Below are 26,986 nucleotides of genomic sequence, written 5' to 3' on the forward strand. Positions count from 1 at the left end.
TCGCGCGGATCAGCTGACGCCTGTCACAGCCGAGTAGAGCTCGACATCAGCGGGGATCGGTGTGCGGACCTTCCAGACCACCGCCATCGGCTTGCTGCCCTCGTGCGACTGGTAGTCGACCGGTCCCAGCAAAGTCCAGGGCTGGGGGCCGCCGGAGTCGGTGCTCTTGAACCGACGGACGAACATCAGCACGTGACTGCCCAGCTCCCGATGCCGGCGGTAACGCTGGCCCACCCCTGAAGTGGGTGAGGTGTTGTTCTGGGACTCCCAATGGAAAAGGGTCGGGCTGAGCGCGTAGTCGCGATACCGCGTGGTCGGACTGAAGTCCCTCTCGTCCTTGGTCAGGGTGACCAGGAGAGCGTCGGTGTTGGTGGCGGGGCACCACTTCACGCCCTCGCGGAAGTTGCCGGGAAGGAAGCCCCCGAGTTCGGCAACCCTGAGGGCGGGCAGGATCTCCTCACGCGAGTACTCGGCGTGCAGTGCAAGCGGTACCCCGCTGTGCGTGCCGAGCAGCGGGGTGGTGGGACGACGGGTGTGGTCCAAATTCCAGGCAAGCAGTTGCCGTACCTCACTGCGGAAGGCGGTCTGCTCACACAGGCTGTCGAGCCCCTCCTGGTAGTCGGCGAAGCCGCCACCGGTGGGCCACAGCGAGAAGAACAGCATGTGGGCGAACCCGCGCTGCTGCTCTGTCAGCTCCGTGTAGCGGGGGGCGTCGTCAGACAGGAGCTGTGTGTATGTCTCCACCCGCAGCGTGTCGGCGGCGTGCAGGAATGCGGACACCCGCTTGAGCAGTGCGTCCTCGCCTGCAGGGGGTTCCCCGTCCAACAGACCGGCTCGGCGCAGCAGCGCTGTCCAACTACTGCTGCCGCGGTACAGGTCGGCCGGCTCACGGCGGCTTTCGCGCAGGTACTCGGCCAACTCAGGGCGGGCGTACTCGCGGACCTCGTTGGCCAGGCCCTTGATCCCGAGCTTGAGTTGCGCCTTGATGTTTTCGAGCACCACCTGCTTGGACTTGCGGTCCAGGATGATCTGACAGCCCGACGGCAGCTGCGGGAAGTCCTGCTCGACGTGTTCGAGCAGACGGCGCCGGGTGAGGTTGGTCAGCGCCCGGAACTGCTCCTCAATGCGGAACTCGGCCCGGTGCTGCCCGACGAAGTCGAGAACGGTCAGTACTGGCTTGTCCTCGGTACGCCGCAATCCACGGCCGAGCTGCTGCAGGAAGACCGTCGCGCTCTGGGTGGGGCGGAGCAGCAGCAGGGTGTCTACGTCCGGGATGTCCAAGCCCTCGTTGAAGAGATCGACAGAGAACAGCACCTGCAGTTCACCGCGCCGCAACTGCTCGAGCGCCGCGTCACGCTCAGCCTGCGGGGTGGTCCCATCCAAGGCCCGGGCGGCGAGACCAGCTTGGCGGAAGTACTCCGCCATGAAGTAGGCATGACTGACGGAGACACAGAATCCGAGCGCGCGCATATGCTCCGGGTCGGCCACCTTGTCCTGCAGCGCCTTGACGACCAGTCGGGCGCGGGCCTCGTTACCGGTGAACAGCCGGTCAAGTTCGCCCGTGTCGTACGTCCCTTGGCGCCACCCAACCATGGAGAGGTCAGTGTTGTCGGCAATGCCGAAGTAGTGGAACGGGCTGAGCAGGTCGTTCTCCAGAGCCTCCCACAGTCGCATCTCTGCGGCGATGCGGCCGTCGAAGTACTCCACGTGGACATGGCGGCCGTCGCTGCGCTCTGGTGTGGCAGTGAGACCGAGCAGTTCCATTGGCTGGAAGTGGTCGATGATCCGGCGATAAGTAGGCGCGGTGCTGTGGTGGAACTCATCGATGACGATGACATCGAAGTGGTCCTGAGCCAGCTCCTCAAGCCGGTCCCGGTGCAGTGACTGGACGCTGGCGAAGACATGCCGCCAATCCTCGGGCACCTCACCGCCGACCAGCAGTTCCCCGAAGTTGGCGTCGGTCAACACGTCCTGGTACGTGCGCAGGGACTGCTTGAGGATCTCCTGCCGATGCGCGACGAAGAGCAACGAAAGCTGCTCCGGCTTACGACCCAGCTTGCGCAGCAGGGCGCGATAGTCCAGAGCCGCCATCACGGTCTTACCAGTGCCCGTGGCAGCGACCAGCAGATTGCGGTGCAGTCCGTGGACCTCGCGCTCGGCATCCAGTTGGTCGAGCATGTCCCGCTGGTGCGGATACGGGCGGACCTCGAGAGCGGACAGGCTGATGCGGGTGGTTTCCTGGCTCTTGGCGTCGCGACCTGAGGCCGAGCGCAGGGCATCGTCAAGCCGGGTCGCGTGCTGGTCGGGGTCGTACCTCTCGAAAGAGGAGTCGTTCCAGTACGAGTCGAAGGTCGCCTCGAACTTCTTGAGCACAGCAGGTGTGCTGACCGAGGACAGCCGCACGTTCCACTCCACGCCGTCGAGCAGAGCAGCCCGGGAGAGGTTGGAGCTGCCGACGTACGCCGTGTCGAATCCGCTACGGCGACGGAACAGCCATGCCTTTGCATGCAGGCGGGTGGAACGCAGCTCGTAGTTGACCTTCACCTCCGCCCCGTACTCGCGCACCAGACGGTCCAGCGCGTGCCGGTCGGTGGCCCCCATGTACGTCGTGGTGACCACCCGAATCGGCACGCCACGGACAGCGGCGGCGCGCAGCTGCTCTTCCAGCACGCGAAGCCCGTACCACTTGACGAACGCACAGATCAAGTCGACCCGGTCGGCGGTGGCCAGCTCAGCACGCAGCTCCGTGCCCAGACTCGGGTCCTCCGGGGCGTTGGTGAGCAGAGCCGACTCAGACAGGGGCGTAGCAGGCCGGATCGCGTACACCCCCGGGGCTTCCTTCTCAGCGAGAGCCAGCAATTGCCGCGGCCCCTCCGCAATGCGTTCGGCGGGATCCCCGTGCCCCCGCTTCTCGAGAACCCTCAGGAACTCGTTCGCAGCGTCGACCCGTTGCTCTTCCGGCAGCGCGGCAAGGGCCTCCGCGGCGCGGCGTCCCAGATGTCGGGCGAGCACATACGGTGCCGACTCCGGCCCGACCGACGCCTCCACGACCTGCCAGCCCGCTCCTCGCAGCGCGTCCACGCGCGCCTCGATGACGTCCGTCACCAGTTGCTCATACAGACCGGCGGCCGGCTCCTGGCCGCTGACGAGGTTTCCCACAACCGCTCCTGACCATCACGTGACTACTTCATGAACGAACACATGCCCACCGCACCACGCTGAGGCCGTCAGAAGGTGACGTACTCGCGCATCCGTCCCTGCACGGCGGGGTGGGCATCATCGAGCGCGAACGGCAGGCCAGGCAGGCGATCCGCCAGGCGCTCGGGCTCCAGGGGGGCACTCACTCGCAGAGCCAGCTTGCCGTTGTCGCCCGCGGAGGTGGTTTCCTCGTCCACCCCGAAGACCTCGCGGATCCGATGCACCCGACCGTCGGTGACCACAACCAGCGACTTGAGATTCGGAATCCGCCATCGTGCGATCGGCCACCACATCCTGTCGGCCTCCTCCTGCGCCTGCTCGCCACGCTGCGTCTCGCCGTACCAACGCCCGGTCGGATCGTCCAGCAGAGCACGACTCTTACGCCACACCACCAGCGCGTAGCGCTCTCCCACCCCAGGCGCGGCCTCTGTTGATGCCGACTCTCGGTCGGCCAGCGGGGCCAGGGCGCGATTTCGCGCGAGCGGAAAGAAGCCGGCGGTGTCGGTGGTGCGCTGGTTCGGCTCGGGAAGCCCGTACTCCCTCAGCCTGTTCTGGAGCAGCGGGTAGATCTCCTGGAGAGTGAGCATCTCCGTACCATGCGGCCGGCCTACCTCGACGATGTCCAGCAGATGTCGCGTGAACGAGGTGCATGCCTGCGCCTGTTCGGAAGTGGGCACCACATGGGCCGCCTGGTCGTGGTCAGCGGCGGTGATGATGGTGGTGCCCCTGGCGATCAGGCTGTCGATGACGTCACCGCTGAGCGACTCGATGGCTTGTCCTGAGAAGCAGCAATCGAGAACCACCGCCTTGAGCCGCGCCGCGCTGTTCCCGAGGATGTTGTTCTTGACCGCCCGATACGGGAGCCCGGTCAGGTCGGCATGCCGCTTGACCGTGTCACTCAGCGTCAGACACAGCTCTGACATCGTGCTCAGACAACCGTGTCCCACGAAGTAGAAGAACAGTGTGTCCTCGGCGGACTTCGCCAGTTCAGCAAGGTGTGCCGCGAACGCACCCGTGTTGCGTGGGTTCCGGAAGACCGAGACGCGAGGCTCAGGCCATGCACCCGAGGCCGAGTCGGTGAGCATGGTGTGCATCGCGTTCAGGCTGTTGGCTGCCGCCGGGACGGGCAGGAATCCCGCGTCGTCGTAGTCAGCCACGCCGATCAGGATGGCGCGGGAGCGGGCGTAGTCGATCGAGTCGATCCGGCCAGAAGCCTCAGGCACTGGAGCCCTCGCCCTTGAGCGCCTCCAGGTATCGCGCCAGAACCTCTGCCCGCGTCCCTGCAGGGAACTCCGCGCTCACACCGTCGACCGTGATTTTGATGGTCCGCTGCCGATTGCCAAGCCATGCGCTGATCGCGCTACTCAGGACCGAGACCACTCCTCCAGAGCCGAGGGCCACCGAGAGGAGTTCGACAGCACCGCCGCCCAGTTCCTGCTCGCCGATCTCTCCCTGCACCTGGGCAACCCTGCCCACAAGGCCCCGCTGTGCAGACAGCCAGCGTCCCAAGTCAGCTAGCTCCGCCCCACTGGCCGGCCCCGTGATCCGAATCTCCGCTTGCATACTCTCCCCGCGCCCATCTCTCGACCATTTCGTTGCTGGTCGGCCACGAAGGCATCTTGCCAAGAAGTGCCCTTGGACGATGGGAACTTGAACAATTTTAGCCACCCATACGCTCATATATTGATCACGGGGTGGTGTCTCAGCAGAGGCTCTGCAGTTGCAGTACAAGGGGCGGGGCGTAGGAGGCGCCCGCGAACCGCAGGACAGAGGAGCTCCTGGGTACTGGCCGCCATGTGACGCCTGTGACCTCAATCGCGTGGGGCCTTGGTGCCGTGGACGGCGGTGTACTCGGTGGCGAGCCACGGGGCCAGGTCGTCGACCAGCGTGTGCAGGACGGACCTGTCGTCGGTGGGCGTGCGGGCGACGGTTGCGGCGAGGTGCATCTGGGTGGCGCGGGCGGGGTAGTAGCGGGCGAAGATCTGGGCGGAGAGGCGGAGGTCGCTGGTCCAGCCGCCCCAGCGGGGCATGACCAGGGTGAGGCCGGTGCGGACCAGGCGGCGGGCGACGCTGCGGCAGAGGACGCGGCGGGCGGCGAGGTCGTGCTCAGTGGTGAGATCGCCCTCGACAGCGGCGAGGCGTTCGCGCCAGCGGGGTAGGGCGAGAGCCAGGTCACCGTTGGTCTCGCGGGCGAGGAGTGAGTCCGGGCGGTAGCGCGGGAGTTGGGCGGCCAGATCCGGACCGAGCAGGGGCGTGCAGAGGCAGGCGAGGAACCAGCCCAGGTCGTGGCGTTCGAGCTCGCTGAGCACGGTGGTGGCATCGAAGAGCAGCACACCGACGCCGTTGACGAACGGAAAGGTCGCGTCGAGGGAGGACGCGAGCGCGTCGGCCTCGTGCAGGACGAGGAGCAGGTCGAGGTCAGAGACGCCGGGCACAGCGGTGCCGCGCGGGATGCTGCCGTAGAGGTAGGCGCTGTGGAGGCGGGAGCCGGGGTCGAAGGCCGCGGCGATGCGGTCCCGGGCGGTGGCGACCACGGGGGCGTAGGCCGAAGGCACCCGGTCCAGTGAGCCCTCGCGGGCGATGTAGCCGTCGCTGTCCAGGCCTGTCGTGGTCGCGCTCATGCGCGAACTCTGCCTGGTCGACTGCCCGTCCGCGAACGGATATCCCTCCGCTGTCCCTCCGCGCCGGGTGGTCAGAGCAGCAGGGCGAGGAGGGCGCCGGACATCAGGAACGGGCCGAAGGCGATCTGGCTGCGGCGTCCGGCCCGGCGGGTGGCGAGGAGGGCTACGGCCCAGACGCCCGCCAGGAGTGAGGCGTAGACGGTGGCCGCGAGCAGACGGAACCAGCCCTCGTAGCCGACGACGAGGCCGACCAGCCCGGCTGCCTTGACGTCGCCGAGCCCTGCGCCGCCGAAGAGCGCCAACAGGTAGTAGCCGCAAGCGAGTGTCAGCGCGCCGAGGAGGGCACGGAGCCATGGGCCGCCCGCCCCCGGGAGGGCCAGCAGCAGCAGGAGCGCCGGATACGCGGGATACGTCAGCGCGTCGGGCAGGCGGCGCAGGCGGGCGTCGACCATCGCGAGCGCGGCGGCGCCGACCACGAAGACGATCTGGGCCGGGAGGACGAGCGTCCAGCCATGGCGAACGATCAGCGCGGCGATCGACACGATCGCGGCGATCGCGATCGGAAGCGCGTCACGGCGGAGGACCGATCGTGTCTCGTCGTCAGGCAGGGGAAAGCGCACACGGGAGCGTGGCGGCACGGAGGCGGCGGGCTCGGCGGCCGACTGTTCGCTCATGGGCGCGCTCCTCCGATCGCTGAGTCGTTCACCGGGCATCTTCGCGCAGCGAACGATCGGCTGCGTTTGCTTCGTTCGAAATCGCTGTGCGGACGACCAGTTGACGATCACGTTGACGATCAGTCGGTCATCGACACACTGGGCGCGGCGACGACGTCGTAGCGGAGCACCACCGTCCGCCGGTCGTCCGGCTGGACATCGATCTCCCAGCGGGCGATGCCGTCGGTGTCCAGCGCATCCGGCTGCGGCGACGTTCCGTGCTTGTCGAGCCGGATCTCCACCTCGGCCAGCTCGGACACCGGCACCCGTTCGCGCAGGGAGACGCGGATCGGATCGGAAGCTTCGTCCCCTGGGCTGGCCGCAAAACGGGTGAGCGTGACGCGGACCGTTCTGCTGCGCACGGTGCGGCCGGAGAGTCCGACCGTCTCCGTCGTCTCCTGCACGCTGCGGACCGAGCGGAAGCCGCCGTCGCTGCCGAAGCAGAGCTCCGCCGGCGCGCCGGGCGCGGTGAAGCGCAGTTCGCCGCGTCCGACGAAGGCGCTGTCGTGCACCAGGTCGACCGGCCCCGACAGCAGCGGCGCGCCGGAGTCGTTGCGAAAGCGGACGTTCCGCAGCACCAGCGGCGAGAGCTCCGGCAGGCAGAAGAGGTCGACCGTGGCGGCCGACGTGGTCTCCCCCAGCGGCACGCGATGGGCGCGCCCGTCGCTCGGCACCGTCACGGCTGTCGGGATCACCAGACGCCGTGCCTCGCCGCCGTCGTCGACGCCCGGGAGCGTCGAGACCGTGGACTGCACTCCCCCGGCTGCGGCCCCGGACTCGTCCATGGCCGGCCCGAGTTCGGGGATCTCGACCTCACGCAGGTCCACCTCGACCGTGCGACGCTCCTCCGCGCTGCGGTCCCGCAGGGCGATCACGTCCGAGGGCAGGAACGGCGGCTCGGCGGCACGCGCCGGGCGGGCGGTGGAGAGGGTGACTCGGACGTCCGTCCACGGCTCGCCCGTGCGCTGCCAGAGGAAGGCGTCGCGCTCCAGTTGCAGGCCCGGCTGCTCGCCTGTGGAGCCGGTAGTGCCGGCACCGGTGGTGAGCGTGGCCCGGTAGGCCGGGCGCCAGAGGGCACAGGGGGTGAGATGACGGAGCGTCAACATTGGTTCTGCATACAAGGAAGCAGATCCGACCGCGCCACTCTCCGGAAGTTCGAGAACCGCCTCGACATGTGCGGTGAGCACCATGGGGGGCGTCTCCGACGCTGCCAAGGACTCCTGGGCCTCGATCAGCTCGGCCTTGAGGCGCGCGGCGCGGCGGCGGGCCGCGCCGAGCTCGTCGTCGTGGCGGTCGTACTCACCCTCGGCGCGATTGAGGGCCTCACGCCAGCGCTCCGGATGCGCGTCACCCGCGCCCGCGCTTTCGGCGATGTCACGGTGCACGTCGACGAGCAACTGCTCCAGGACTGCGACGTGCGCGGCGAGCCTGGCCACCTTCAGCTCCGCCCTCCGCAGTTGCTGCGACAGGTCGTTGACGCGTCGTCCGACCACCGACAGGTCGGACCGCTCGTCCGAGGACGACGAGGCGACCGGCGGCCTCGGCGTGTAGCGCCGCACCACGCGCAGGTCCAGCACGCTGCCGCCCGGAAAGCCGTCCAGCTCCCCGCGCAGGGAGTGGTCGACGACGAGCGGGCTGACCGGCCCGAGGCGGAGTCGGTGCACTCCGGGCGACAGCGCCGAACCGGCCAGCGACACGGCGCGTTGGACCTCGACCCGGTCCTCAAGCACGGTGACGGCGGTGACGGGCGCGGTCAGCAGCATCGGGGCGTGAAGAGCGTCGGTCGCGTCCGTGGCGTCGGTCGCGTCCGTGGCGTCGGTCGCGTCCGTGGCGTCGGTCGCGTCGGGGAGATCGGGCGGGGTCGTCATGCGTCTCTCCGATTGCCGCCGGCGACGGCCTTGGCGGACGGAATGCGGATCTCGTAGCCACCAGTGAGCGTGGCGGTGGCGGCGGGCGCGAGGTCGAGCTGCCAGCGACGGAGCCCCCGGCGATGGTGCTCGTCCTGCTCGGGCGGGACGACCGTCCAGGGTGGAGTGGCGGCGGTGTCCTCGATCCGTACGTCCTTCTCGTCGCTGACGGGGACGCGTTCCAGCACGTCGAGATCGATCGGACGGTCGAGGCGGTTGGCCACCTCGATCTCGACGCGCTGGGTGATCACGGTCGTACCGCCGAGCAGGCCGCTGGACGACTCGGCGGAACGACTGTGGCGGGCGACCCGCACGCCCTCCTCGACGCCGATCCCGATCCGCTTGCGCGCGCCGGGCGCAAGGGCGGGCATCGCGACGGTGGTGCTGTACTCGCCGTCGACGACCACGTCGAGCGGGCCGGGCAGCAAGGCGTGCGGGCTGGTGTTGGCCAGTTCGACCGTGGCGTACACCTGCGGGTCCAGGGACGGCACGCAGAGGTGACGGAGCATCAACCCGACCGGGAGCTCCGAGACGGCCACGCTGTGCCAGGCGCCGTCGGCGGGAACGTCCACCCTCGCCGCAGTGTCGAAGCGGTGGTCGAATTGGTGGTCGAAGCGGTGCTCGAGGGTCTGGGCGCGGTCGTCGGCGACGGGACCGGCGCCCATGGCCGCCGCACGCAGGTGCACCGGCACAGCGTGCGGCGGCACCGGCAGCCCGCGTACGGATTGCGCACGTTGCCGGTGCTCCCACTCGACCGGGCCGGCCGAGCCGCCGGACAGGCTGGGAGCGAGCGTGCCCCGAGCCCCGATCGGTGCGGTCGGACCTGCGAGTTCGAGCCCGGCGAGGTCACGGAGGGCGACATCGAGCGTCGGCTCGGGCGCGGGCAACGCCCGGACGGGTGGGGCCGCGCCCGCCTGCGGCGTTGCCGGGAAGGCGACGGCCGTCGGCTGGGCACGAGACGCGCCGCCGTAGGCGACAGGACCGCCGGGCGCAGCCCCCGGAGCGGCGGGGGCTGCGCCGAATGCCGCAGCACGTGGAGCGGCACGGCGCATCGCGGGACGTAGTTCCCTTTCACCCTCGGTGCCGCCGACGACGCCAGCCCCAGCCCCGGCCCCGGCAACTGCCGCGCCCAGACCGCGCGATGGCGGCGGCACCGGCGGAGCCTGGGCGTCGGCGACTGCTGCGTCGTAGCCGCTGAAGAGTCCGCTCAGGCCTGCCGGAGCCTCCCGCCACGGCGGTGCGGGCTGCTCGGCCTGCCGTCGGCCCAGCCGGATGGAGCGCAGTTGCGGCATCACGGTGCGGGTCAGCAGATCGGCGGTGGAGAGGCTCAGTCGAACACCGGTCCAGTCCTCACCCGTGCGTTGAGCGATGGACGCACGGAGGGAGAGGCTGTCGCGCGGAGAGACACCAGAGGCACCATCAGTTGCCCCGCGGCGGGTCAGGTGGAGCCGGTAGGAGGGGAACCAGGTGGCGCCGGGGACGGCATACTCCAGTTCCAGCTCTACCTCCAACTCCGGCTCGACCAGGGCATCTTGGCCGTCCAGCCCTCCGGACCCGACTGCCGCGCCTACCGCACCCGACCCGCCTGCCCCACCCGTCCCGTCTGCCCCGCGGTCGATCGTGACCACCGCGTCGGCCGTCGTCCGGGTCGACTCCGTGGGGAGCGCGTGCGAGGCCTCAGCGAGACGGTGTCGCGCGACATCCAGGTCGTGCTCGGCCCGCTCGAACGCCTGCTCTGCGCCGAGGAGTTGGGCATTCACGGTGTCGAGGCGCTCGTCCGTGAACCCGGCGAGCGCGATGACCGCGTCGACGGGTGCGGGACGAGGCGGGTCCCCACGCCGGGGCAAAGGCGGAACGGGCCGCAGCGCGCAGGTGGTCTCGGCGCGCGCCGCCAGACGGTCACGCCGAGCGCGTGCGACGTCGTACGCCTCCTGCGCGGCGTCGACCTCGCGCCGGAGTGAGGCGAGCTGCTCGCGCGGTACGACCTCCGCCCGTTCCTCGCGTCGCACGTCCAGCACCCGACCACATGATGACCGCTCCGCCGGACCTCCCGCCGCCCCCTCCGCGTCCGGGTCGAGGAGGTCGACGACGCGCGCCCCCAGGCTCTGCGGATCGGAGACCAGGGGCAGGCCGGTGAGCCGTACCCGAGAGACACCGGCCGGGAGTTGGACGCGTACCCGGCGGCGGCAGAGTGCGCCGTCGGCATGGACGGTGACGGAATCCAGCCGCGACTCCGCGACCAGCAGCTCGTGCTCCACGTGGTCTCCCTCGTAGTCAGCAGAGGGCCTTACCGTAACCCGAGCCCCGGCCTCTCGCGCGGCCTTTGCCGTCGCAGACGCCGGGGACTCGGGTACGGCAGGCAGGACGCCCGAACCAGGCAGTCCGACCAGGCAGCCCGACCAGCAATCCGAGCAGCAATCCGACCGGGCAACCGGCCGGGGACCGCCCAGAATCCGACCAGGGCCTGCCCGCTACAGCGCGCTGAGCTCGGCGACCAGGTCGTCCAGCCCGAACGAGCCCTGGGCGAGCGCCTTCATGTGCCACGCCTTGAGGTCGAACTCCTCGCCGCGCGCCTCTGCCGCCGCCTTCGCCGCGTCGCGGCCACGACGCCAGGCGCGCTCGCCGAGCTTGTAGCCGATGGCCTGGCCCGGCCAGCCCAGATAGCGGATGATCTCGCTCTCCCGCATCTCCGCGGGCGAGCCGACGTAGGCCGCGAAGAAGTCCGACCCCAGCTCCGGCGTCCACGTCTCACCGGGGTGGAACGGGGAGTCCGCCGGGATGGTGAGGCCGAGGTGCATGCCGATGTCGATGATGACGCGGACCGTGCGCAGCATCTGCTCGTCGAGGAAGCCGAGACGGTGGGCCGGGTCGGCGAGGAAGCCGAGCTCGTCCATCAGGCGCTCGGAGTACAGCGCCCAGCCCTCCAGGTTGGCGCTGACTGAGCCGAGGGTGACCTGGTAGCGGGAGAGCGTGTCGGCCGCCGCAACCCAGGACGCCAGCTGCAGGTGGTGGCCGGGAACGCCCTCGTGGTACCAGATGCTGACGAGCTGCCAGGTCGGGAAGGCGGTCTTGTCGAGCGTCGGCAGCCAGGTGCGGCCGGGACGGGAGAAGTCGAGGCTGGGCTGCGTGTAGTACGGCGCGGCGGCGGAGCCCGCCGGGGCGATCCGGGACTCGACCCGGCGCAGGTTGTCCTGGATGTCGAAGTGGGTGCCGTCGAGTGCCTCGATGGCCTCGTCCATGATGTTCTGCAGCCAGACGCGGATCTCCTCCACGCCCTCGATCGTGTGGCCGTCGGTCTCCAGGTACTCGGAGGCCTCGCGCGGGGTCGCGCCGGGCTTCACCTTGTCGGCCTCGGCGACGAGTTCGGCCTCCAGGCGGTGGAACTCCGTCCACGCCCAGGCGTAGGCCTCGTCGAGGTCCAGGTCGGCGCCGCTGTGGAGGCGCGCGGACCGCGTGTAGAGCTCCCGACCGGCGGTGTCGGGACGGTCGGCGGCCACGGGCGCGTAGGTGTCGCGCAGCCAGGCGCAGAACTCGGCGACGGCTACGGACGCCTGCTCGGCGTTGGCGTCGAGCTGGGCCCGCAGGTCTGCGGGGCAGTCGACGGCAAAGGTGCTGTACCAGTTCTTCTCGTCGGTCAGGCTCTCGCCGAACCAGGCGGCCAGCTGGGTGCCGACCGTCGCCACCTGACGCGGGCCGCTGACCAGGTCGCGGCGCAGGCCCTCGGCCAGGGTGGCCTGGTACCCGCGGACCGCGTCGGCGACGTTGCCCATCCGGCCCACGTGGGCGGCCCAGTCCTCCTTGGTCTCGCTCGGCGCGACCGAGAAGATGGCGCGGACGTCGTGGACCGGCGCGCCGATGTTGCTGAGCGAGCGGAGGTGGTCGCCGGCCTCGTGGACCGCGAGCTGCGCGGTCAGTCGCTCGCGCAGCAGCCGGGCACACGCCGACTCGACCGGGTCCTCGAACGCCTCGGCCGGAAGCGCGTCCAGCCGGGCAAGCGCCTGGCGGGCGAGATCCGCCTCGGTGTCGAACCCCTGGGGGGAGAGGTCCGGTTGACGCGGATCGCCCGGATTGACGCCCAGGTATGCGGCGGTGACGGGGTTCTGCTCGGCTACCGCGTCGACGTACGCGTCCGCGATCCGACGAGGCGTGTCAGCTGCGAGGGAATGGGTGTCTGCCATGCGGGTCATCCTGCACCACGGAGAGGGGTGCTAGTCAGTCGTTTTCGCAGAGGAGCGATAAGACTGGCCGGCGTCATGTCGCCACCGCGTCGTCCACGGGTGAGCGGCAGGCAGGCCACACCGATCAGATAGGCACAGAGATGGCCGAGATTGGTGAAGTTGGTGGAGACCCCGAGCAGGACGCCGTAGAAGGCGGCGGAGATGCCGAGATACCACCAGCGCCAGGGCCTGGCCCACCACCAGGCCAGCACGCCGACGCCCCCGGAGAGGCCGTAGCTGACGCCGATGTCGATGACGAACCGCTCCCGGTGCGGGTACATGTGCGCGTTGATCATCAACTGCACCGTGCCCTCACTGATCAGCGTGGCGAGGACGTGCGCGAGCACGACGACCGCCAGCCAGCGGGCGGTTCCGAGCCACCACTCGGCCGGGACCAGGAACAGATTGAAGATCACGAACCAGAAGAAGAAGCTCGGCGTCTCCGTCCAGAACGCGCTGCTGATCAGCACCTTGACCGGATGGTGGCTGAGTTCGACCAGGTTGGTGCTGTGGGTGGCCAGGAACCAGTGCTTGAAGCGAGGCGACATCCGCGTCAGCGCAAGGGTGTTGACGCCCAGGATGAAGAGCCAGAGGTAGGTGCCGGGCGCGGACCGGATCAGGAACCGGGCCAGCGCCCAGAGCCTCGTGGCCGCTCTGGCGACGGGACTGGGCGGTGAGGGCTCGGAACTGGGCCGGACGGGGCGGGCGACTCGCGTCATGTGGGCCATTCTGCACAAGAACCACATGTTTCCCTTCGCGCACTACTCACCCTGTGGACAAACCCCGCCTGTGGACAACTCGCGCCACGAAGCCGCCACGGAAAGTCGCCCCGAAAGGGGAAGCCGACGTCGAAGGGATTGACACCCTTGCTGACGCGGAGTCTCATAACAGCATGGCGATGACGACGACCCCGGGCGCCCCCTCCCTGCTGCTCAGCGACCGTGAACTGGTCGCCGAACGGCTGCTCACGGCCTCGGCCAAGCACTCCTTCGACCCGGACACCGAGCTCGACTGGGACGCCCCGCTCGTCCCCGGTCTCTGGTTCCTGCCCGAGCACCTCGTCTCCCTCTACGGGACGCCGCTATGGGAGCGGATGACCGAGGAGCAGCGGATCGACCTGTCCCGCCACGAGGCCGCCAGCCTCGCCTCGGCGGGCATCTGGTTCGAGGTCATCCTGATGCAGCTGCTCGCCCGGCACATCTACGACCTGGACCCGCGCACCGGCCACGTCCAGTACGCGCTCACCGAGGTCGCCGACGAGTGCCGGCACTCCAAGATGTTCGCGCGCATGGTCGCCAAGCTGGAGACCGGTTGGTACCAGCCGGGCGGGATGTCCCGCTTCCTCGGGCGCGTCCTCAAGACCACCGCGCCGACGCCCGCAGCCTTCACTGCGACCCTGCTGGTCGAGGAGATCCTCGACCGGATGCAGCGGGTCAGCTTCCCCGACGAGCGGATCCAGCCGCTGGTGCGCGGCATCACCCGGATCCACGTCGTCGAGGAGACCCGCCATGTGCGCTACGCGCGCGAGGAGTTGCGTCGGCAGATGGTGACCGCGCCGCTCTGGGAGCGCACCTTCACCCGGCTCACCTCCGGCCAGGCGGCGGTCGTCGTGGCCCGTTCGCTGATCAGCCCCAAGGTCTACCAGCGGGCCGGTCTGGACGTGGACGAGTGCCTGCGCCAGGTCCGCGCGAGCGAGCACCGCAGGGAGACCATGCGGTGGTCGGCGGAGAAGCTGGTGGAGTTCCTGGAGGAGACCGGCGTCATCCACGGCCGCGCGGTGCGCGCCGAGTGGCGGCGGTCGGGGCTGCTCTGAGGTCGTCGCGGCGCGGCGGCCCAACCCGAGCCGGGCGGAGGCGGCGGAGCCGCGCGGCCCCCGTCCGACCTCGGCCGAGCCCGGCCGGCCGTGCCCGACCCCGTCCGCCCCCGTCCGACCTCGGGCCGAGCCCGGACGCTCCGCGTCGCCGAACGGGGCGGCGGCGTAAGGTGATCAGGTGACCCCAGCGCCTGCCACGCCCGACGAGGCTTCCGCGACCACGACCACGACCCGAGCGCGCCGCGGACCCTACCGGCGCCTGCCGGTGGAACAGCGTCGCGAGCAGCTGATCGCGGTGGCGCTGGAGCTTTTCAGCCGCCACGCGCCGGAGGAGGTCTCCCTCGACGACGTCGCCACGGCGGCGGAAGCGTCCCGGCCGCTGGTCTACCGCTACTTCCCTGGCGGCAAGCAGCAGTTGTACGAGGCCGCGCTGGGCAGCGCGGCCAGGGAGCTCGCAGCGCGCTTCGTCTCCCCCGCGGAGGGCAACCCGACCGAGCGGCTCGCCTATGCGCTCGACCGCTACCTCGCGTTCGTCCGTGAGCATGCGGCGGGCTACGGCGCGCTGCTGCGCGGCGGTTCGGCGGTGGAGACGCAGCGCACCAACGCGATCGTGGACGAGGTCCGCAGGTCCGCGTTCACCAACATCATCGAGCACCTCGGGGTCCGCGACCCCGGCCCGCGACTCGCCCTGCTGATCCGCTCCTGGGTCGCGGTCGTCGAGGCGACGGCGCTGACCTGGCTGGACGAGGGCGGAGTCGGCAGCGCGGAGTCGCTGCGCGACTGGCTGGTCGACGAGTTCGTGGCGATGTTCGCGGTGATGGCCCTCCACGACCGGCAGAGCGCGACGGTCCTGCGGGGTCTGCTTGTGCACTACCAGGGCGAAGGCCCTGGAGCGAAGCTCATCGAGGGACTGACGGGGCTGCTGCTGCCTGTCGAGGAGTAACTCCAGGGGCGGGGGGGGGGGGGGGGCGCCCCCCCCCCCCCCCCGGGGGGGGGGGGGGGCCCCCCCCCCCCAGAAAGGAAAACCACCCCCCCCCCCCCCCGGCCCCCCCCCCGCCCCCCCCCCCCCCCCGCGGGGGGGGGGGGGGGGGGGGGGGGGGGCCCCCCCCGCGGGGGGGGGGCCGCCCCCCCCCCCCCCCCCCCCCGGGGGCGGGCCCCCCCCCCCCCCGCGCCCCTAAATAGTGCAACGCCTGCTCGCGCCCACGCGGCGGAGCCGCATATCAGCACAGCCCCGCGCCCCCGAGGTAGTGCAACTACCCCCTGCAGCCCGCCTGCTCGCGCCCACGCGGCGGAACCGCATATCAGCACGGCCCCGCACCTCTAGGGCGTTGCCCCGGGGTCAGGCCTTGCCGAGCACCTGGCGCTGGCTGCCGAGGCCGTCGATCTCGAGGGTGAGGACGTCGCCCGGGTTGAGCCACGGCTGGTTCGGGAGGCCCATGGCCACGCCCGCCGGGGTGCCGGTGTTGACCACGTCGCCCGGGTGGAGGGTCATGAACTGGCTGAGGTACCAGATGACATGGCGGACGCCGAAGATCATGTTCGACGTCGAGCCGTTCTGGCGGACCTCGCCGTTGACCGTCAGGCGGAGTCCCAGTGCCTGGGGGTCCGGGATCTCGTCGGCCGTGACCAACCAGGGGCCCATGGGATTGAAGGTGTCGCAGGACTTGCCCTTGTCCCAGGTGCCCCCGCGCTCCAACTGCCAAGCGCGCTCGGTGACGTCGTTGGTGATGGTGTAGCCCGCGATCACCGCGTCCGCGTCCTCCGGGGAGTCGAGGTACCGGGCGGTAGCGCCGATCACCACGGCCAGCTCGATCTCGTAGTCCGTCTTCTCGCTGCCGCGCGGGACCAGGACCTCGTCGTCGGGGCCGACGACACAGTCGCTGGACTTGAGGAAGACCACCGGCTCAGCCGGGATCGGCTGGCCCGCCTCCTCCGCGTGGTCGCGATAGTTGAGGCCGATACAGACCACCTTGCCCGGGCGCGCCACCGGCGCGCCGACGCGCTCGCCACCGCGACCCTGGCCGCCTGCCAGGGCGAGCCGCGGGAACTCGCCCGCCTCCGCGCGCGCGGAGATCTCCACGCGGCGCTCGGGCGTGAGCCCAGCGAGGAACGCGGCGTCGATGTCCGGCGTGAGCGCGGACAGGTCGAAGGCACTCTCCGCGTCCGCGGCGAGCAGTGCGGGGCGCTCGGCGCCCGTCGGTCCTATGCGCAGGAAACGCACCTGCGATCACCCACTTTGCGATCGGGACGGTCCGGTCGCCCACCGTCGCTCGGAGAAAGAGCCCTACTTCTATCAAACTGTAGGATCACCCGACCATGGGCCGACCGCCATACGGACGGGTAACAACGGCTCCTACCTGCACAAATCCAAAAATCGCCGCCTGCGCTGAATAGAACGATTCACTCATACGGCGGGAGATGGAAGGATGTCCCCAGTCTCAGGACGAGGACCGTGCAGGGCGGCCCACAGGGCGAAAGGTGGAGCGCAATGGCGCGCAAGGCTCCCGTGACCGATCCGGCGCAGGACGCGCCCGCGACCGGTCAACCCCAGCACGCCGCCGCGGGCATCCCCGCCCTGCGGCACACCACGCAGATCGCCGCCGCGCAGATGGGCCTGCCCCGTGCGGTGAAGACGCTGCTCAAGCTGAACCAGCCGAACGGCTTCGACTGCCCCGGCTGCGCCTGGCCGGAGCCGGACCACACCCACACCGCCGAGTTCTGTGAGAACGGCGCCAAGGCCGTGGCCGAGGAGGCGACGGTGCGTCGCGTCGGTCCCGAGTTCTTCGCCGAGCACTCGGTGGCGGACCTGGCCGAGCGCAGCGGCTACTGGCTGGGCCAGCAGGGCCGGCTCACCGCGCCGATGCTGCTGGAGGAGGGCGCCACCCACTACACGCCCCTCTCCTGGGACGACGCGCTGCAGTTGGTCGCGGACGAGCTCAAGGAGCTGGACGACCCGGACCAGGCCGCCTTCTACACCTCCGGCCGGACGTCCAACGAGGCGGCCTTCGCCTACCAGCTCTTCGCCCGCCAGCTCGGCACCAACAACCTGCCGGACTGCTCGAACATGTGCCACGAGTCCTCCGGCTCCGCGCTGGTGGAGACGCTGGGCGTCGGCAAGGGCAGCGTCCATCTCAAGGACCTCTACCAGGCCGACCTGATCATCGTGGCCGGGCAGAACCCGGGCACCAACCACCCGCGGATGCTCTCCGCACTGGAGCGGGCCAAGCGTGCGGGCGCGACGGTCGTCAGCGTCAACCCGCTGCCGGAGGCGGGGCTGGAGCGGTTCAAGAACCCGCAGACTCCGCGCGGTCTGGTCAGCGGGACCAAGCTGACCGACCTGTTCCTGCAGATCCGTCTCGGAGGCGACCTGGCGCTGTTCCGCGCGCTCAATCTGCTGCTGCTGGAGGCCGAGGACAAGAACCCTGGCACGGTCCTGGACCGCGACTTCATCGAGAGGCACTGCGGCGGCTTCGAGGAGTTCGCCGCCGAGGCGCGGCAGACCGACTGGGACGAGGTCCACGCGGCCACCGGCCTGCCGGACAGTCAGATCCTGGAACTCTCCGAGCTGGTACTGAAGTCGGAGAAGATCATCGTTTGCTGGGCCATGGGCCTGACGCAGCACCAGCACTCTGTGCCGACCATTCGTGAGGTCGTCAACTTCCTGCTGCTGCGCGGCAATGTGGGCAGGCCGGGTGCCGGTGTCTGCCCCGTCCGCGGGCACAGCAACGTCCAGGGCGACCGGACCATGGGCATCTTCGAGCGGCCCGCTGCCACCTTCCTGGACGCGCTCGGCAAGGAGTTCCACTTCGACCCGCCGCGCGAGCACGGGCTCGACGTGGTGGACACCATCCGCGGGATGCGGGACGGCAAGGTGAAGGTCTTCTTCGCCATGGGCGGCAACTTCGTCGCGGCCACCCCCGACACCGAGGTCACCGAGCAGGCGATGCGCGGCTGCCGCCTGACGGTGCACGTGTCGACCAAGCTGAACCGCTCGCACGTGGTCACCGGGACGCGCGCGCTGATCCTGCCCACGCTCGGCCGGACCGACCAGGACCGGCAGGCCTCCGGACCGCAGCAGGTCACCGTCGAGGACTCGATGGGCATGGTCCACGCCTCGCGCGGCTCGCTCCGGCCGCCCGCGCCGGACCTGCTCTCCGAGGTCGCCATCGTCTGCAAGCTGGCCCGGCGCACCCTCGGCCCCAAGAACACCGTGCCGTGGGAGGACTTCAACGCCTCCTACGGCAACATCCGCGACCGGATCGCCCGGGTCATCCCCGGCTTCGAGAACTACAACACGAAGATCCTGACGCCCGGCGGCTTCGCCCTCCCGCACGGCCCGCGCGACACCCGCGCGTTCCCGACGACGACGGGCAAGGCCAACTTCACCGTCAACGCGATGACCGCGCCGGTCGTCCCCGAGGGCCGCCTGCTGCTGCAGACACTGCGCTCGCACGACCAGTACAACACCACCATCTACGGCCTGGACGACCGCTACCGCGGCATCACCGGCGGACGCCGGATCGTGCTGCTCAACGCCGAGGACGCGGCGGCTCACGGCCTGACGGAGGGTCAGTACGTGGACCTGGTCAGCGAGTGGAAGGACGGCGTCGAGCGGCGCGCGCCGCACTTCCGGGTGGTGCACTACCCGACGACGCGCGGCTGCGCGGCCGCGTACTACCCGGAGACCAACGTCCTGGTCCCGCTGGACAGCACGGCCGACACCAGCAACACGCCGACCTCGAAGTCCGTGGTGATCCGCCTGGAGCCGGACTCGCAGCCCGACGCGGGCTAGGCCCTGTCGTCAAACTCGCGTCGGATCAGCCCGGGTTGTCTGGTGCGGCCAGCTGCAAGGCGGAGGGTCGCCCTCGTACTGGGCCGTACTTGGGCGATCCGACAACGCAGCAGAAGGGCGTACCAGGCAAGCCGGGCCCGGCGGGAGTTTGACGACAGGGCCTAGGCCCCTGGGCCGTCCCGACGCGGGTGCCTCAGAGGATCGCGGAGGGCGAGCCCGTCACCGACGGTGACGGGCTCGTCGACGGGCTCCCGCTCGGCGACGGCGAAGGCGAAGTGGAGGGCGAACCCGACGGCCACCCGGACGGCATGCCGGTCGGCAGACCCGTGGGCGAACCCGACGGGCTGGGCTTCGGCGTGGGCCGGGGCGTCGGCTTGGGCGTGGGCTTCGGCGTCGGCTTCGGTGTGTTCGAGGGCAGGGTCGGACCGATCGGCACCGGGCCGGTCGATCCGGGCGGCGCGGACGGCAGGGTGTAGGTGCCGCCGATCGACGGGTTCTGCGGGTCGGGCCGGACCGCGCCGAGGATCGGGTCGACGGCCATCGGTTCGATGTCGACGAACGCACCCGGATGCGGCGCCTCGACGACCATGCCGCCGCCGATGTACATCGCGACGTGGCTGGCGTCCTGGAAGTAGACGATCAGGTCGCCCGGGCGCAGCTCGTCGAGCGGGACATGGGTGAGGTCGGCCCACTGCATCTCGCTGGTGCGCGGCATGGTCGTCCCCGCGTGCAGCCAGGCCTGCGAGGTCAGACCGGAGCAGTCGTAGACGTCGGGCCCGTCGCCGCCCCAGACGTAGGGCTTGCCGAGCTGCTCGAAGGCGAAGGCGATGGCCTGCGCACCCTCGGCCGACGGCTTGGCGCCCTGGTTGCCGAGGACGCCGGAGGCCAGCAGCGCCAGCTGGGCGGCGTCGGCCTCCTTCAGCTCCAGCAGTGAGAGCTCCTGGCGCTGGGCGCCGGTCAGGCCGGAGACCAACTGCTCGACGCCGGTCAGCTGCTTGGTGATGCCGTCCTTCTGCTTGCCCTGCTGGGCGAGGAGTTGGGCCACGCGCTGCCGGGCCGCCTCGGCCGCTGTCTGCGCCTTGGCCAGGACCTCCTCGTCGGCGTGGAGCTTCCTGAGCAGCGACGCCTGCGACTGGGAGGCCGCGTCCAGCAGTTCCTTGCCGTGGAGGGCCGCCTGCGGGTCGTCGGCGAAGATCAGCTGTGCCAGCTGTGAGAAGCCACCGGCGGCGTACTGCTGCTGGGCCATCTCACCGGCGATCGCCGTTCCCGCGTCGACCTGGGCCTGGGCGCCGGCCAGCTGGACGTCCAGCTTCTGCACACCGGCCTGCGCCTGCTGCAACTGTGCGCCGAGCGAGTCGTACTGCTGGGTGGCCTGCTCCATCTGCTGGTAGAGCGCGCGCAGGTGGTCGAGGATCGGCAGCAGTGCCTGCTCGGCCTGGGTCAGCGTGACCGTCCCGGCGGGCAGGACCGTCGAAATCCCTCCGGCCGTGCCCGGGTGGGGCGCCACGGCGGCGCTCGCGCTGCCTGCGGCGGGAATGACGGCGAGTGAGGCGGCCGCGAGCATCAACCCGCAACGCAGCACCCCGCGCAGCCAAGGACGACGTTCCATGCCCCCGATACCCAACACCAGCCCGCCCCTTCGTCAGCCGCACACTGCGGCTCCGCCCCCACGACCGACCGATCGCCCGCCTACGGACAACCTCGGCGATCCTCCCATGTCCCACTGACACGCGGCAGGGGGCGTCAACGATTCTGAGGCCGCTCACACCTGGCCCTGTCACGTGATGACGGCCACCAGGTGAATGTGACACATCCCTCATACGGCGGTGCCAGAAATTGTCCTGGGACGATCGAATGCCAGGCAGCGCAAGGACCCAGTTCACACACGAAGATCAACAACGGGTGGTTTTGTCATGCTTCGGCACACTCGTCAACTCTGGATAGTCCGTCAGTTCACCTTCCGTTCATCCGGGCTCCCTACGGTCACGCTCGACCACCCCGCTGAGACGATTGTTTGGGCATGGAACACATCTCGTTCCTGGTGACCGCCGTAGTGATCACGGCTCTCGCCTTCGACTTCACCAACGGTTTTCACGACACGGCCAACGCGATGGCCACCTCGATCGCCACCGGGGCGCTGCGACCCAAGGTCGCTGTCGCCATCTCGGCGGTGCTGAACCTCTGCGGTGCCTTCCTGTCGGTCGCGGTCGCCAAGACGATCTCCGGCGGCATCATCGACGAGAAGGCGGGCATCCAGCCCCAGGTGGTCTTCGCCGCTCTGATCGGCGCGATCGTCTGGAACCTCGTCACCTGGCTGCGCGGCATCCCGTCCAGCTCCTCGCACGCCCTCTACGGTGGCCTGCTGGGCGCGACGGTCGTCTCCGTCGGCATGCACGGCGTGCACTTCGACGTGGTGGCCACCAAGATCCTGATCCCGGCCGTCGCCTCCCCGATCGTGGCGGGCATCGCCGCCTGGGGTGCGACCAAGTTGTCCTACCGCCTCACCGCCAAGGGCGACCAGGAGGTCACCCGCAAGGGCTTCAAGGTCGGCCAGGTCGCGTCGGCCATGCTCGTCTCGGTCGCGCACGGCACCAGCGACGGCCAGAAGACGATGGGCGTCATCACCCTGACCCTGATCACCGCCCACTCGCTGGCCCCCGGCTCCAACCCGCCGCTCTGGGTCATCCTGGCCGCGGGCATCACCATGGGGCTCGGCACCTACATCGGCGGCTGGCGCATCATCCGCACGATGGGCAAGGGCATCACCGAGGTCGACGCCTCGCAGGGCTTCACCGCGCAGACGGCGGCGGCGACGGTCATCCTCACCTCCTCGCACATGGGTTACGGCCTGTCCACCACCCACGTCTGCTCCGGCGGCATCATGGGCGCGGGCAAGGGCAAGGTCGGCGGCGCGGTCCACTGGAACACCGTGCGGAAGATGACGTACGCGTGGGTCCTGACGCTGCCGGCCGCGGGTCTGGTCGGTGGCGTGGGCGTGCTGCTGGCCGACCAGGGCGCGTGGGGCCAGATCGCCCTCGGCCTGATCGGCGCGGGCATCGCGGCGTGGATCTACGTGGCCTCCCGCGGCCAGCAGATCAGCGCGGCCAACGTCGTCGCCGAGGACCCGCTGACCGTCGGCACGGCAGCCGGGCAGCCGGCAGTCGCCTCCCCGTCGCCCGTGATCGCGGCCTGAGTCGAGCTTCGGCCGAAGGAGTAGCAGCACGATGAACATCAACTGGGCTGCCCTGGGCAGCACGTTCGGGGTCAGTGTCGTGATCGCCGTGGCGGTGGTCGGGGCGTTCTGCGTCGGCGTCAGCGCACTGGCCCGCCGGGAGCGGGTCTCCGGCGGCGGAGCGGGGGCGCTGTCGCTGGGCACGGCGGTCCTCAGCTTCGCGCTGTGCGCGAGCGCGGTGGGCTACGGCCTGTACCTGATCGCCGGCGGCTGAGCAGCAGCCCTGCGGAGCGGGCACAGCTGCAGGGCGCGGTAGCCGCACCATTCAGGGGCGCGGCGCGCTGCTGATGTGCGGCTCCGCCGCGTGAGCGCGACAAGCCTCCCTGGGCGGACGGTCCTCAATGGACAGGGCTGTCCGCACCTGGCGGTTGCTCGCGTAGTTCCCCGCGCACCTGTTGTGCGCGCTCGCTCCCGTGCGATTCGCTCAGCCCGGGGCGACCGCCCCGGGGGCGGAGGGAGGCGGCGAGCATCGTCGCGGCGACGCCGGCCACGCTCCAGACGACGAGGACCAGGACGGGCCGGAGGATCGTCCCGGCGTGGAAGTACGCGACGACGCGGTTCAGGGCCGTGCCCGCGCCGTTCGGGAGCCAGGGGCCGATGGCCCGCCAGAAGGACGGCAGCAGCGGGGGCGGGAAGACGCCGCCGGCGCTCGGGTTGCCCAGGATGACGAAGAGCAGCACCGCGATCCCGATGCCGATGACGTCGAAGAAGCACTGCAGCGCCATCGTCACCGCGCCGACGCCGAAGACCACCAACGTGCCCACGCCCCAGAGCGCGACCACGCTCCCCGGCAACGCGCCGAGAACCGGGCCCGCGATCACCGCCCCGCCGAGACCCGCTGCGACGGAGTACAACAGCAGCGAGCCCAACCGGATGACCGCGCGTCGCGGATTCGCGGGCCGGGTGCCCGCGCTGATGCCCAGCAGCGAGGCGACCAGGTAGCCGCCGACGCACCAGCCGATGGCGAGGTAGAAGCCCGACAGCCCCTCCGCGTCCCCGGATGCCAGCGGAACCACGTCGGTCACGGCGACAGTGCGGCCCTGCCGCTGCTCGGCGGCGGTGACGACCTGGGTGACCGCGGTCGCCAGCGCGGGACCGGCGGCGTTGGCGACCAGCAGGCGGTCCTGGGTTCCGGTCGGATTGACGACCAGCGCGGAGTAGATCTTCTGCGTCCTGATCCGGTCGACGGCCGTCGGCTCGTCGGCGACCGGACTCGCGTCCAGCTCCTGCCTGGGCAGGGCGTTGAGCCCGGCCACCGTCTGCGCGCTGACCTGCGGCGGCGCGACGACGCCGATCGAGGCCCGGTGCGGGTACGGGTGATGCAGCGCGCCGATGTAGGACACGATGAAGCCGAACTGGAGCAGCAGCACTGCCACCACCAGCATCGCCGTCCGGCCGTTGACGGCGTCCCTGAGCTCCCCGAGGAAGCCCCGCTGTCCGGTCGCCCCCGCTCGCCCGCTCGCGCTCAGTCCACTGGCCATGTGGGGTCCGTTCGTCCGTTGCTCTGCACTGGATCATGAAACGGACATCAACCTACATATCCCACTTTTCAGCACGCCGGAGCCACGCCGACGAACCCGACGCCCCGTCAGCCTGCCTGCCCGCTCAACCTCAGAACCTGGGCGCGCGCCGCTCCAGGAACGCGGCGAGGCCCTCCCGGACGTCCGGAGTGGTCCGGGAGGCGCGCTCCCAGGAGGCGACGGCCACCTGCGGGTCGCCGCCGCCCACGGTCGCGTCGACGACCGCCTTGACCGCGCCCTGCGTCTGCGCCGAGCGGGAGGCGAGGGTCCGGGCGAAGGCGAGCGCGCGGTCGGCCAGGGCCCCCGCGTCGTCCGCGACCTCGTCGACCAGACCGAAGGTCAACGCCTGGTCCGCCGTCACCAGTTCGGCGGAGTAGAGCAGGTATTTCGCACGGGCCGGGCCGAGCAGCCGGGCCAGGCGGGCGGTCGGTACCGCCGGATAGACGATGCCGAGCTTCGCCGGAGTGATGCCCAGGCGCGCGCCGCGCGCGGCGAACCGCAGGTCACAGGCGACGGCGAGCTGGCAGCCACCGCCGACGCACGGGCCGTCGATCACGGCCAGCGTCGGATGCGGGAACTCGGCCAACGCGGTCTCGGCGGCGACGTTGACGGCGTGGTAGGCGTCCGCGGCGTCCGGGCTGCCGTAGACGTCGGCCAGCTCGGCGATGTCCGCGCCGGCGGAGAACGCCCCGCCCGCGCCCGCGAGCAGCAGCACCCGGACGCCCGGCTCCTCCGCCAGGCGGGCGAGCATCCCCGGGATCGCGGCCCACATCGTCCGGGTGAGCGCGTTCCTCTTCTCCGGCCGATCGAGCGTCAGAACGGCGACGCCGTCCTCCCCGAGGGCGAGCCGGAGGCCCGGGACGGAGTACGGCAGGTCCTTGCGTTCGGCGGTCAGCACGCCTCGATCATCCGTCAGATGCTCGCCGCGCGGATATGTGACCTTCTGCATATCGTCGGGACGGTGAGCCCCCTGGATCGACGTGCCCTCCTCTGCGGCGCCGCGCTCGGCGCAGCCGGCACCGTGCTCAGCGCCTGCGCGAACGGCACGGACGCCCGCCCGTCCCCGACCGGATCACGCGCATCCACCGCACCGGGCGCGTCCGGCGCGCCGGCGACGCATGCCGCCACGGCGTCCCAGGCGCTCGCCGACCTGCCCTTCGAGATCCAGTCAGGGCCGACGACCACCGACCGGGTGGCGCTCACCTTCCACGGCCAGGGCGATCCGGCGATCGCCCGCAGCGTGCTCGCCGAGGCCGAGCGCGCGCATGCCCGGATCACGGTGATGGCCGTCGGCAGCTGGCTGGACGCGTACCCCGAGATGGCGAAGCGGATCCTGGACGGCGGCCACGAGCTCGGCAACCACACCCAGAACCACCTGGCGATCTCCTCCCTCTCCCCCGACCAGGCGTACGCCGAGATCGACCGTTGCGCCCAGCGGCTGCGGCAGCTGACCGGCTCGATCGGGACGTGGTTCCGGCCGTCCCAGGCGCAGGACTGCACCGCGTCCGTCTCCGCCCAGGCGCGTCGCGTCGGCTACACCCACTGCCTCTCCTACGAGGTGGACTCGCTCGACTGGCAGGACCCCGGCGCCGCCGCGGTGACCCGGACCGTGCTGGAGAAGACCCGGGCCGGGTCCGTCGTCTCGATGCACTTCGGGCACACCGGCACCGTCGCCGCCCTGCCCGCGATCCTTGCCGGCCTGCACCAGCGCGGACTGAGCGCGGTCACGACCTCGGAGCTGCTGAGCTGATGCCGATGCGCACCCCTCGCCGCCTTGCCACCGCCTTCGCACTGGGCGCCGCCGCGCTGCTGGTCACCACCGCCTGCTCGTCCGGCGGCGCCTCGACGCAGGACGCCGCGCAGAAGCTCGGCGGAGCTGCGGCGCGCGAGGCCGCCGAGGCCGCGGCCGCGGGACAGAGCCGGGACCCGAACGCCCTCCCGGGCATGCCCCCGCTGCTCTCCCCCACCGACCTCTACGCCGCCGACCGGCCGAACCAGCTCTCACCGGTGGTCAAGGACTTCCCGTCCCGGATCTACGTGCCCAACACGCTCTCCGACACGGTCACCGTGATCGACCCCGCCACCTACAAGGTGATCGACACCATCCAGGTCGGCAACGAGCCGCAGCACGTGGTCCCCTCCTGGGACCTGAAGACGCTCTGGGTCAACAACGACCTCGGCAACACCCTCACCCCGATCGACCCGGCCACGGGCAAGGTCTCGGGCCGGACGCTCGACGTGCACGACCCGTACAACCTCTACTTCACCCCGGACGGCAAGTACGCGATCGTCATGGCCTCGGCCGACCACCAGCTGGTCTTCCGCGACGCGCACACCATGAAGGTGGTCAAGGCCGTCCCGTCCCAGTGCGACGGCGTCAACCACGCGGACTTCTCGCCGGACGGCCGGTACTTCATCGTCTCGTGCGAGTTCTCCGGCGACCTGCTCAAGATCGACACGGAGAAGATGGCGATCACTGCCGAGCAGAAGATCCCGTTCCAGGGCTCGATGCCGCAGGACGTGAAGATCTCCCCGGACGGCAAGGTCTGGTACATCGCGGACATGGTCGCCAACGGCGTCTGGGAGATGAACGGCGACACCTTCTCCAAGCCGACGCTGCTGAAGACCGGCGCCGGTGCGCACGGCCTCTATGTCAGCCGGGACTCGAAGTCCCTGTACATCTCCAACCGCGGCGAGGGCTCGGTCTCGGTGCTGGACTTCGCCACCGGCAAGCTGCTCCACAAGTGGTGGATCCCCGGCGGCGGCAGCCCCGACATGGGCGGTGTCTCGGCCGACGGCAAGGTGCTGTGGCTCTCCGGCCGCTACAACGGCGTCGTCTACGCGATGTCGACGACCGACGGGAAGCTCCTCGCGGAGATCCCCGTCGGCGAAGGTCCGCACGGGCTCTGCGTCTACCCGCAGCCCGGCCGGTACTCCTTGGGCCACACTGGCATCTTCCGCTGAGGGCCCCGG

Annotated in this window: 20 protein-coding genes; 7 read left to right on the forward strand and 13 right to left on the reverse strand. The window is 70.5% G+C overall.

Translation table 11 applies throughout. From position 1 onward, the window contains the following. Positions 1 to 9: 9 nt before the first annotated feature. From ABH928_RS01160 to ABH928_RS01200, 9 genes are all read right to left on the reverse strand, one after another. Positions 10 to 3,159 carry a DUF3427 domain-containing protein gene (locus ABH928_RS01160; protein ID WP_370060896.1) on the reverse strand — a complete coding sequence of 1,050 codons (3,150 nt, stop codon included), beginning with the start codon at positions 3,157 to 3,159 and terminating at the stop codon, positions 10 to 12. Between the two features lie 68 nt (positions 3,160 to 3,227). Further along, on the reverse strand, positions 3,228 to 4,421 hold the full coding sequence (locus ABH928_RS01165) for a caspase domain-containing protein (RefSeq protein WP_370060897.1): 1,194 nt from the start codon (positions 4,419 to 4,421) through the stop codon (positions 3,228 to 3,230). Beyond that, the gene (locus ABH928_RS01170; RefSeq protein ID WP_370060898.1) at positions 4,414 to 4,878 is read right to left on the reverse strand and encodes a hypothetical protein; all 465 of its coding nucleotides are present in this window, start codon (positions 4,876 to 4,878) and stop codon (positions 4,414 to 4,416) included. Before ABH928_RS01170 ends, ABH928_RS01165 begins: the two co-directional genes overlap by 8 nt. A 131-nt stretch (positions 4,879 to 5,009) precedes the next feature. Continuing rightward, positions 5,010 to 5,819, reverse strand: a complete 810-nt coding sequence (locus ABH928_RS01175; RefSeq protein WP_370060899.1) for a nucleotidyltransferase — start codon at positions 5,817 to 5,819, stop codon at positions 5,010 to 5,012. Between the two features lie 71 nt (positions 5,820 to 5,890). After that, positions 5,891 to 6,493, reverse strand: coding sequence for a prepilin peptidase (locus tag ABH928_RS01180; RefSeq protein ID WP_370060900.1), 603 nt, complete (start codon positions 6,491 to 6,493; stop codon positions 5,891 to 5,893). Positions 6,494 to 6,612: 119 nt separating this feature from the next. After that, a complete protein-coding gene (locus ABH928_RS01185) occupies positions 6,613 to 8,400 on the reverse strand; it encodes a mucoidy inhibitor MuiA family protein (RefSeq protein ID WP_370060902.1) in 1,788 nt (595 codons plus the stop codon). After that, entirely contained in the window at positions 8,397 to 10,697 is a 2,301-nt protein-coding gene (locus tag ABH928_RS01190; RefSeq protein WP_370060904.1) for a DUF4139 domain-containing protein, read from the reverse strand. The genes ABH928_RS01185 and ABH928_RS01190 overlap by 4 nt, the downstream gene beginning before the upstream one ends. A 213-nt stretch (positions 10,698 to 10,910) precedes the next feature. Then, the gene (locus ABH928_RS01195; protein ID WP_370060906.1) at positions 10,911 to 12,617 is read right to left on the reverse strand and encodes a DUF885 domain-containing protein; all 1,707 of its coding nucleotides are present in this window, start codon (positions 12,615 to 12,617) and stop codon (positions 10,911 to 10,913) included. Between the two features lie 5 nt (positions 12,618 to 12,622). Next, complete coding sequence (locus ABH928_RS01200; protein ID WP_370060908.1) at positions 12,623 to 13,375, reverse strand: rhomboid-like protein; 753 nt, start codon at positions 13,373 to 13,375, stop codon at positions 12,623 to 12,625. A gap of 179 nt (positions 13,376 to 13,554) precedes the next feature. Between ABH928_RS01200 and ABH928_RS01205 the strand changes: the two genes are divergently transcribed. Both ABH928_RS01205 and ABH928_RS01210 read left to right on the forward strand, forming a co-directional pair. Beyond that, positions 13,555 to 14,469: a diiron oxygenase gene (locus tag ABH928_RS01205; protein WP_370061849.1), complete on the forward strand. Its 915-nt coding sequence runs from the start codon at positions 13,555 to 13,557 to the stop codon at positions 14,467 to 14,469. Positions 14,470 to 14,647: 178 nt separating this feature from the next. Beyond that, positions 14,648 to 15,412 carry a TetR/AcrR family transcriptional regulator gene (locus ABH928_RS01210; RefSeq protein ID WP_370060910.1) on the forward strand — a complete coding sequence of 255 codons (765 nt, stop codon included), beginning with the start codon at positions 14,648 to 14,650 and terminating at the stop codon, positions 15,410 to 15,412. A gap of 396 nt (positions 15,413 to 15,808) precedes the next feature. On the opposite strand, the gene ABH928_RS01215 is transcribed toward ABH928_RS01210, so the two are convergent. Next, positions 15,809 to 16,690 carry a fumarylacetoacetate hydrolase family protein gene (locus tag ABH928_RS01215; RefSeq protein ID WP_370060912.1) on the reverse strand — a complete coding sequence of 294 codons (882 nt, stop codon included), beginning with the start codon at positions 16,688 to 16,690 and terminating at the stop codon, positions 15,809 to 15,811. Positions 16,691 to 16,957: 267 nt separating this feature from the next. Here ABH928_RS01215 and ABH928_RS01220 point away from each other — a divergent pair, with 267 nt between their 5' ends. Next, positions 16,958 to 19,261 (forward strand): FdhF/YdeP family oxidoreductase, encoded by a 2,304-nt coding sequence (locus ABH928_RS01220; protein ID WP_370060914.1) that lies wholly within the window; start codon positions 16,958 to 16,960, stop codon positions 19,259 to 19,261. Between the two features lie 193 nt (positions 19,262 to 19,454). On the opposite strand, the gene ABH928_RS01225 is transcribed toward ABH928_RS01220, so the two are convergent. Continuing rightward, entirely contained in the window at positions 19,455 to 20,870 is a 1,416-nt protein-coding gene (locus ABH928_RS01225; protein ID WP_370060916.1) for an NlpC/P60 family protein, read from the reverse strand. Between the two features lie 411 nt (positions 20,871 to 21,281). Between ABH928_RS01225 and ABH928_RS01230 the strand changes: the two genes are divergently transcribed. Next, positions 21,282 to 22,454, forward strand: coding sequence for an anion permease (locus ABH928_RS01230; RefSeq protein ID WP_370060918.1), 1,173 nt, complete (start codon positions 21,282 to 21,284; stop codon positions 22,452 to 22,454). 31 nt (positions 22,455 to 22,485) lie between these two features. Then, the gene (locus ABH928_RS01235) at positions 22,486 to 22,707 is read left to right on the forward strand and encodes a hypothetical protein (protein WP_370060920.1); all 222 of its coding nucleotides are present in this window, start codon (positions 22,486 to 22,488) and stop codon (positions 22,705 to 22,707) included. Positions 22,708 to 22,831: 124 nt separating this feature from the next. On the opposite strand, the gene ABH928_RS01240 is transcribed toward ABH928_RS01235, so the two are convergent. Next, complete coding sequence (locus ABH928_RS01240) at positions 22,832 to 23,974, reverse strand: DUF3533 domain-containing protein (RefSeq protein WP_370060922.1); 1,143 nt, start codon at positions 23,972 to 23,974, stop codon at positions 22,832 to 22,834. A 130-nt stretch (positions 23,975 to 24,104) separates the two neighbouring features. Beyond that, the gene (locus ABH928_RS01245; protein WP_370060924.1) at positions 24,105 to 24,911 is read right to left on the reverse strand and encodes an enoyl-CoA hydratase/isomerase family protein; all 807 of its coding nucleotides are present in this window, start codon (positions 24,909 to 24,911) and stop codon (positions 24,105 to 24,107) included. 63 nt (positions 24,912 to 24,974) lie between these two features. On the opposite strand from ABH928_RS01245, the gene ABH928_RS01250 reads away from it, so the two are divergent. Together ABH928_RS01250 and ABH928_RS01255 are read left to right on the forward strand one after the other, a co-directional pair. Beyond that, positions 24,975 to 25,763 (forward strand): polysaccharide deacetylase family protein, encoded by a 789-nt coding sequence (locus ABH928_RS01250; protein ID WP_370060926.1) that lies wholly within the window; start codon positions 24,975 to 24,977, stop codon positions 25,761 to 25,763. A gap of 5 nt (positions 25,764 to 25,768) precedes the next feature. After that, entirely contained in the window at positions 25,769 to 26,977 is a 1,209-nt protein-coding gene (locus ABH928_RS01255; RefSeq protein ID WP_370060928.1) for a YncE family protein, read from the forward strand. Positions 26,978 to 26,986 lie beyond the last annotated feature (9 nt).

Origin of the sequence: Streptacidiphilus sp. MAP5-3 (assembly GCF_041262505.1) — a bacterium.
In the GTDB taxonomy this organism is placed as follows: domain Bacteria; phylum Actinomycetota; class Actinomycetes; order Streptomycetales; family Streptomycetaceae; genus Streptacidiphilus.

Coding starts and splice junctions, on each gene's coding strand:
- ABH928_RS01170 (WP_370060898.1), bottom strand. CDS start 4,878: ATGAGCGTATGGGTGGCTAAAATTGTTCAAGTTCCCATCGTCCAAGGG.
- ABH928_RS01175 (WP_370060899.1), bottom strand. CDS start 5,819: ATGAGCGCGACCACGACAGGCCTGGACAGCGACGGCTACATCGCCCGC.
- ABH928_RS01180 (WP_370060900.1), bottom strand. CDS start 6,493: ATGAGCGAACAGTCGGCCGCCGAGCCCGCCGCCTCCGTGCCGCCACGC.
- ABH928_RS01185 (WP_370060902.1), bottom strand. CDS start 8,400: ATGACGACCCCGCCCGATCTCCCCGACGCGACCGACGCCACGGACGCG.
- ABH928_RS01195 (WP_370060906.1), bottom strand. CDS start 12,617: ATGGCAGACACCCATTCCCTCGCAGCTGACACGCCTCGTCGGATCGCG.
- ABH928_RS01200 (WP_370060908.1), bottom strand. CDS start 13,375: ATGACGCGAGTCGCCCGCCCCGTCCGGCCCAGTTCCGAGCCCTCACCG.
- ABH928_RS01205 (WP_370061849.1), top strand. CDS start 13,555: ATGACGACGACCCCGGGCGCCCCCTCCCTGCTGCTCAGCGACCGTGAA.
- ABH928_RS01220 (WP_370060914.1), top strand. CDS start 16,958: ATGGCGCGCAAGGCTCCCGTGACCGATCCGGCGCAGGACGCGCCCGCG.
- ABH928_RS01225 (WP_370060916.1), bottom strand. CDS start 20,870: ATGGAACGTCGTCCTTGGCTGCGCGGGGTGCTGCGTTGCGGGTTGATG.
- ABH928_RS01230 (WP_370060918.1), top strand. CDS start 21,282: ATGGAACACATCTCGTTCCTGGTGACCGCCGTAGTGATCACGGCTCTC.
- ABH928_RS01235 (WP_370060920.1), top strand. CDS start 22,486: ATGAACATCAACTGGGCTGCCCTGGGCAGCACGTTCGGGGTCAGTGTC.
- ABH928_RS01240 (WP_370060922.1), bottom strand. CDS start 23,974: ATGGCCAGTGGACTGAGCGCGAGCGGGCGAGCGGGGGCGACCGGACAG.
- ABH928_RS01255 (WP_370060928.1), top strand. CDS start 25,769: ATGCGCACCCCTCGCCGCCTTGCCACCGCCTTCGCACTGGGCGCCGCC.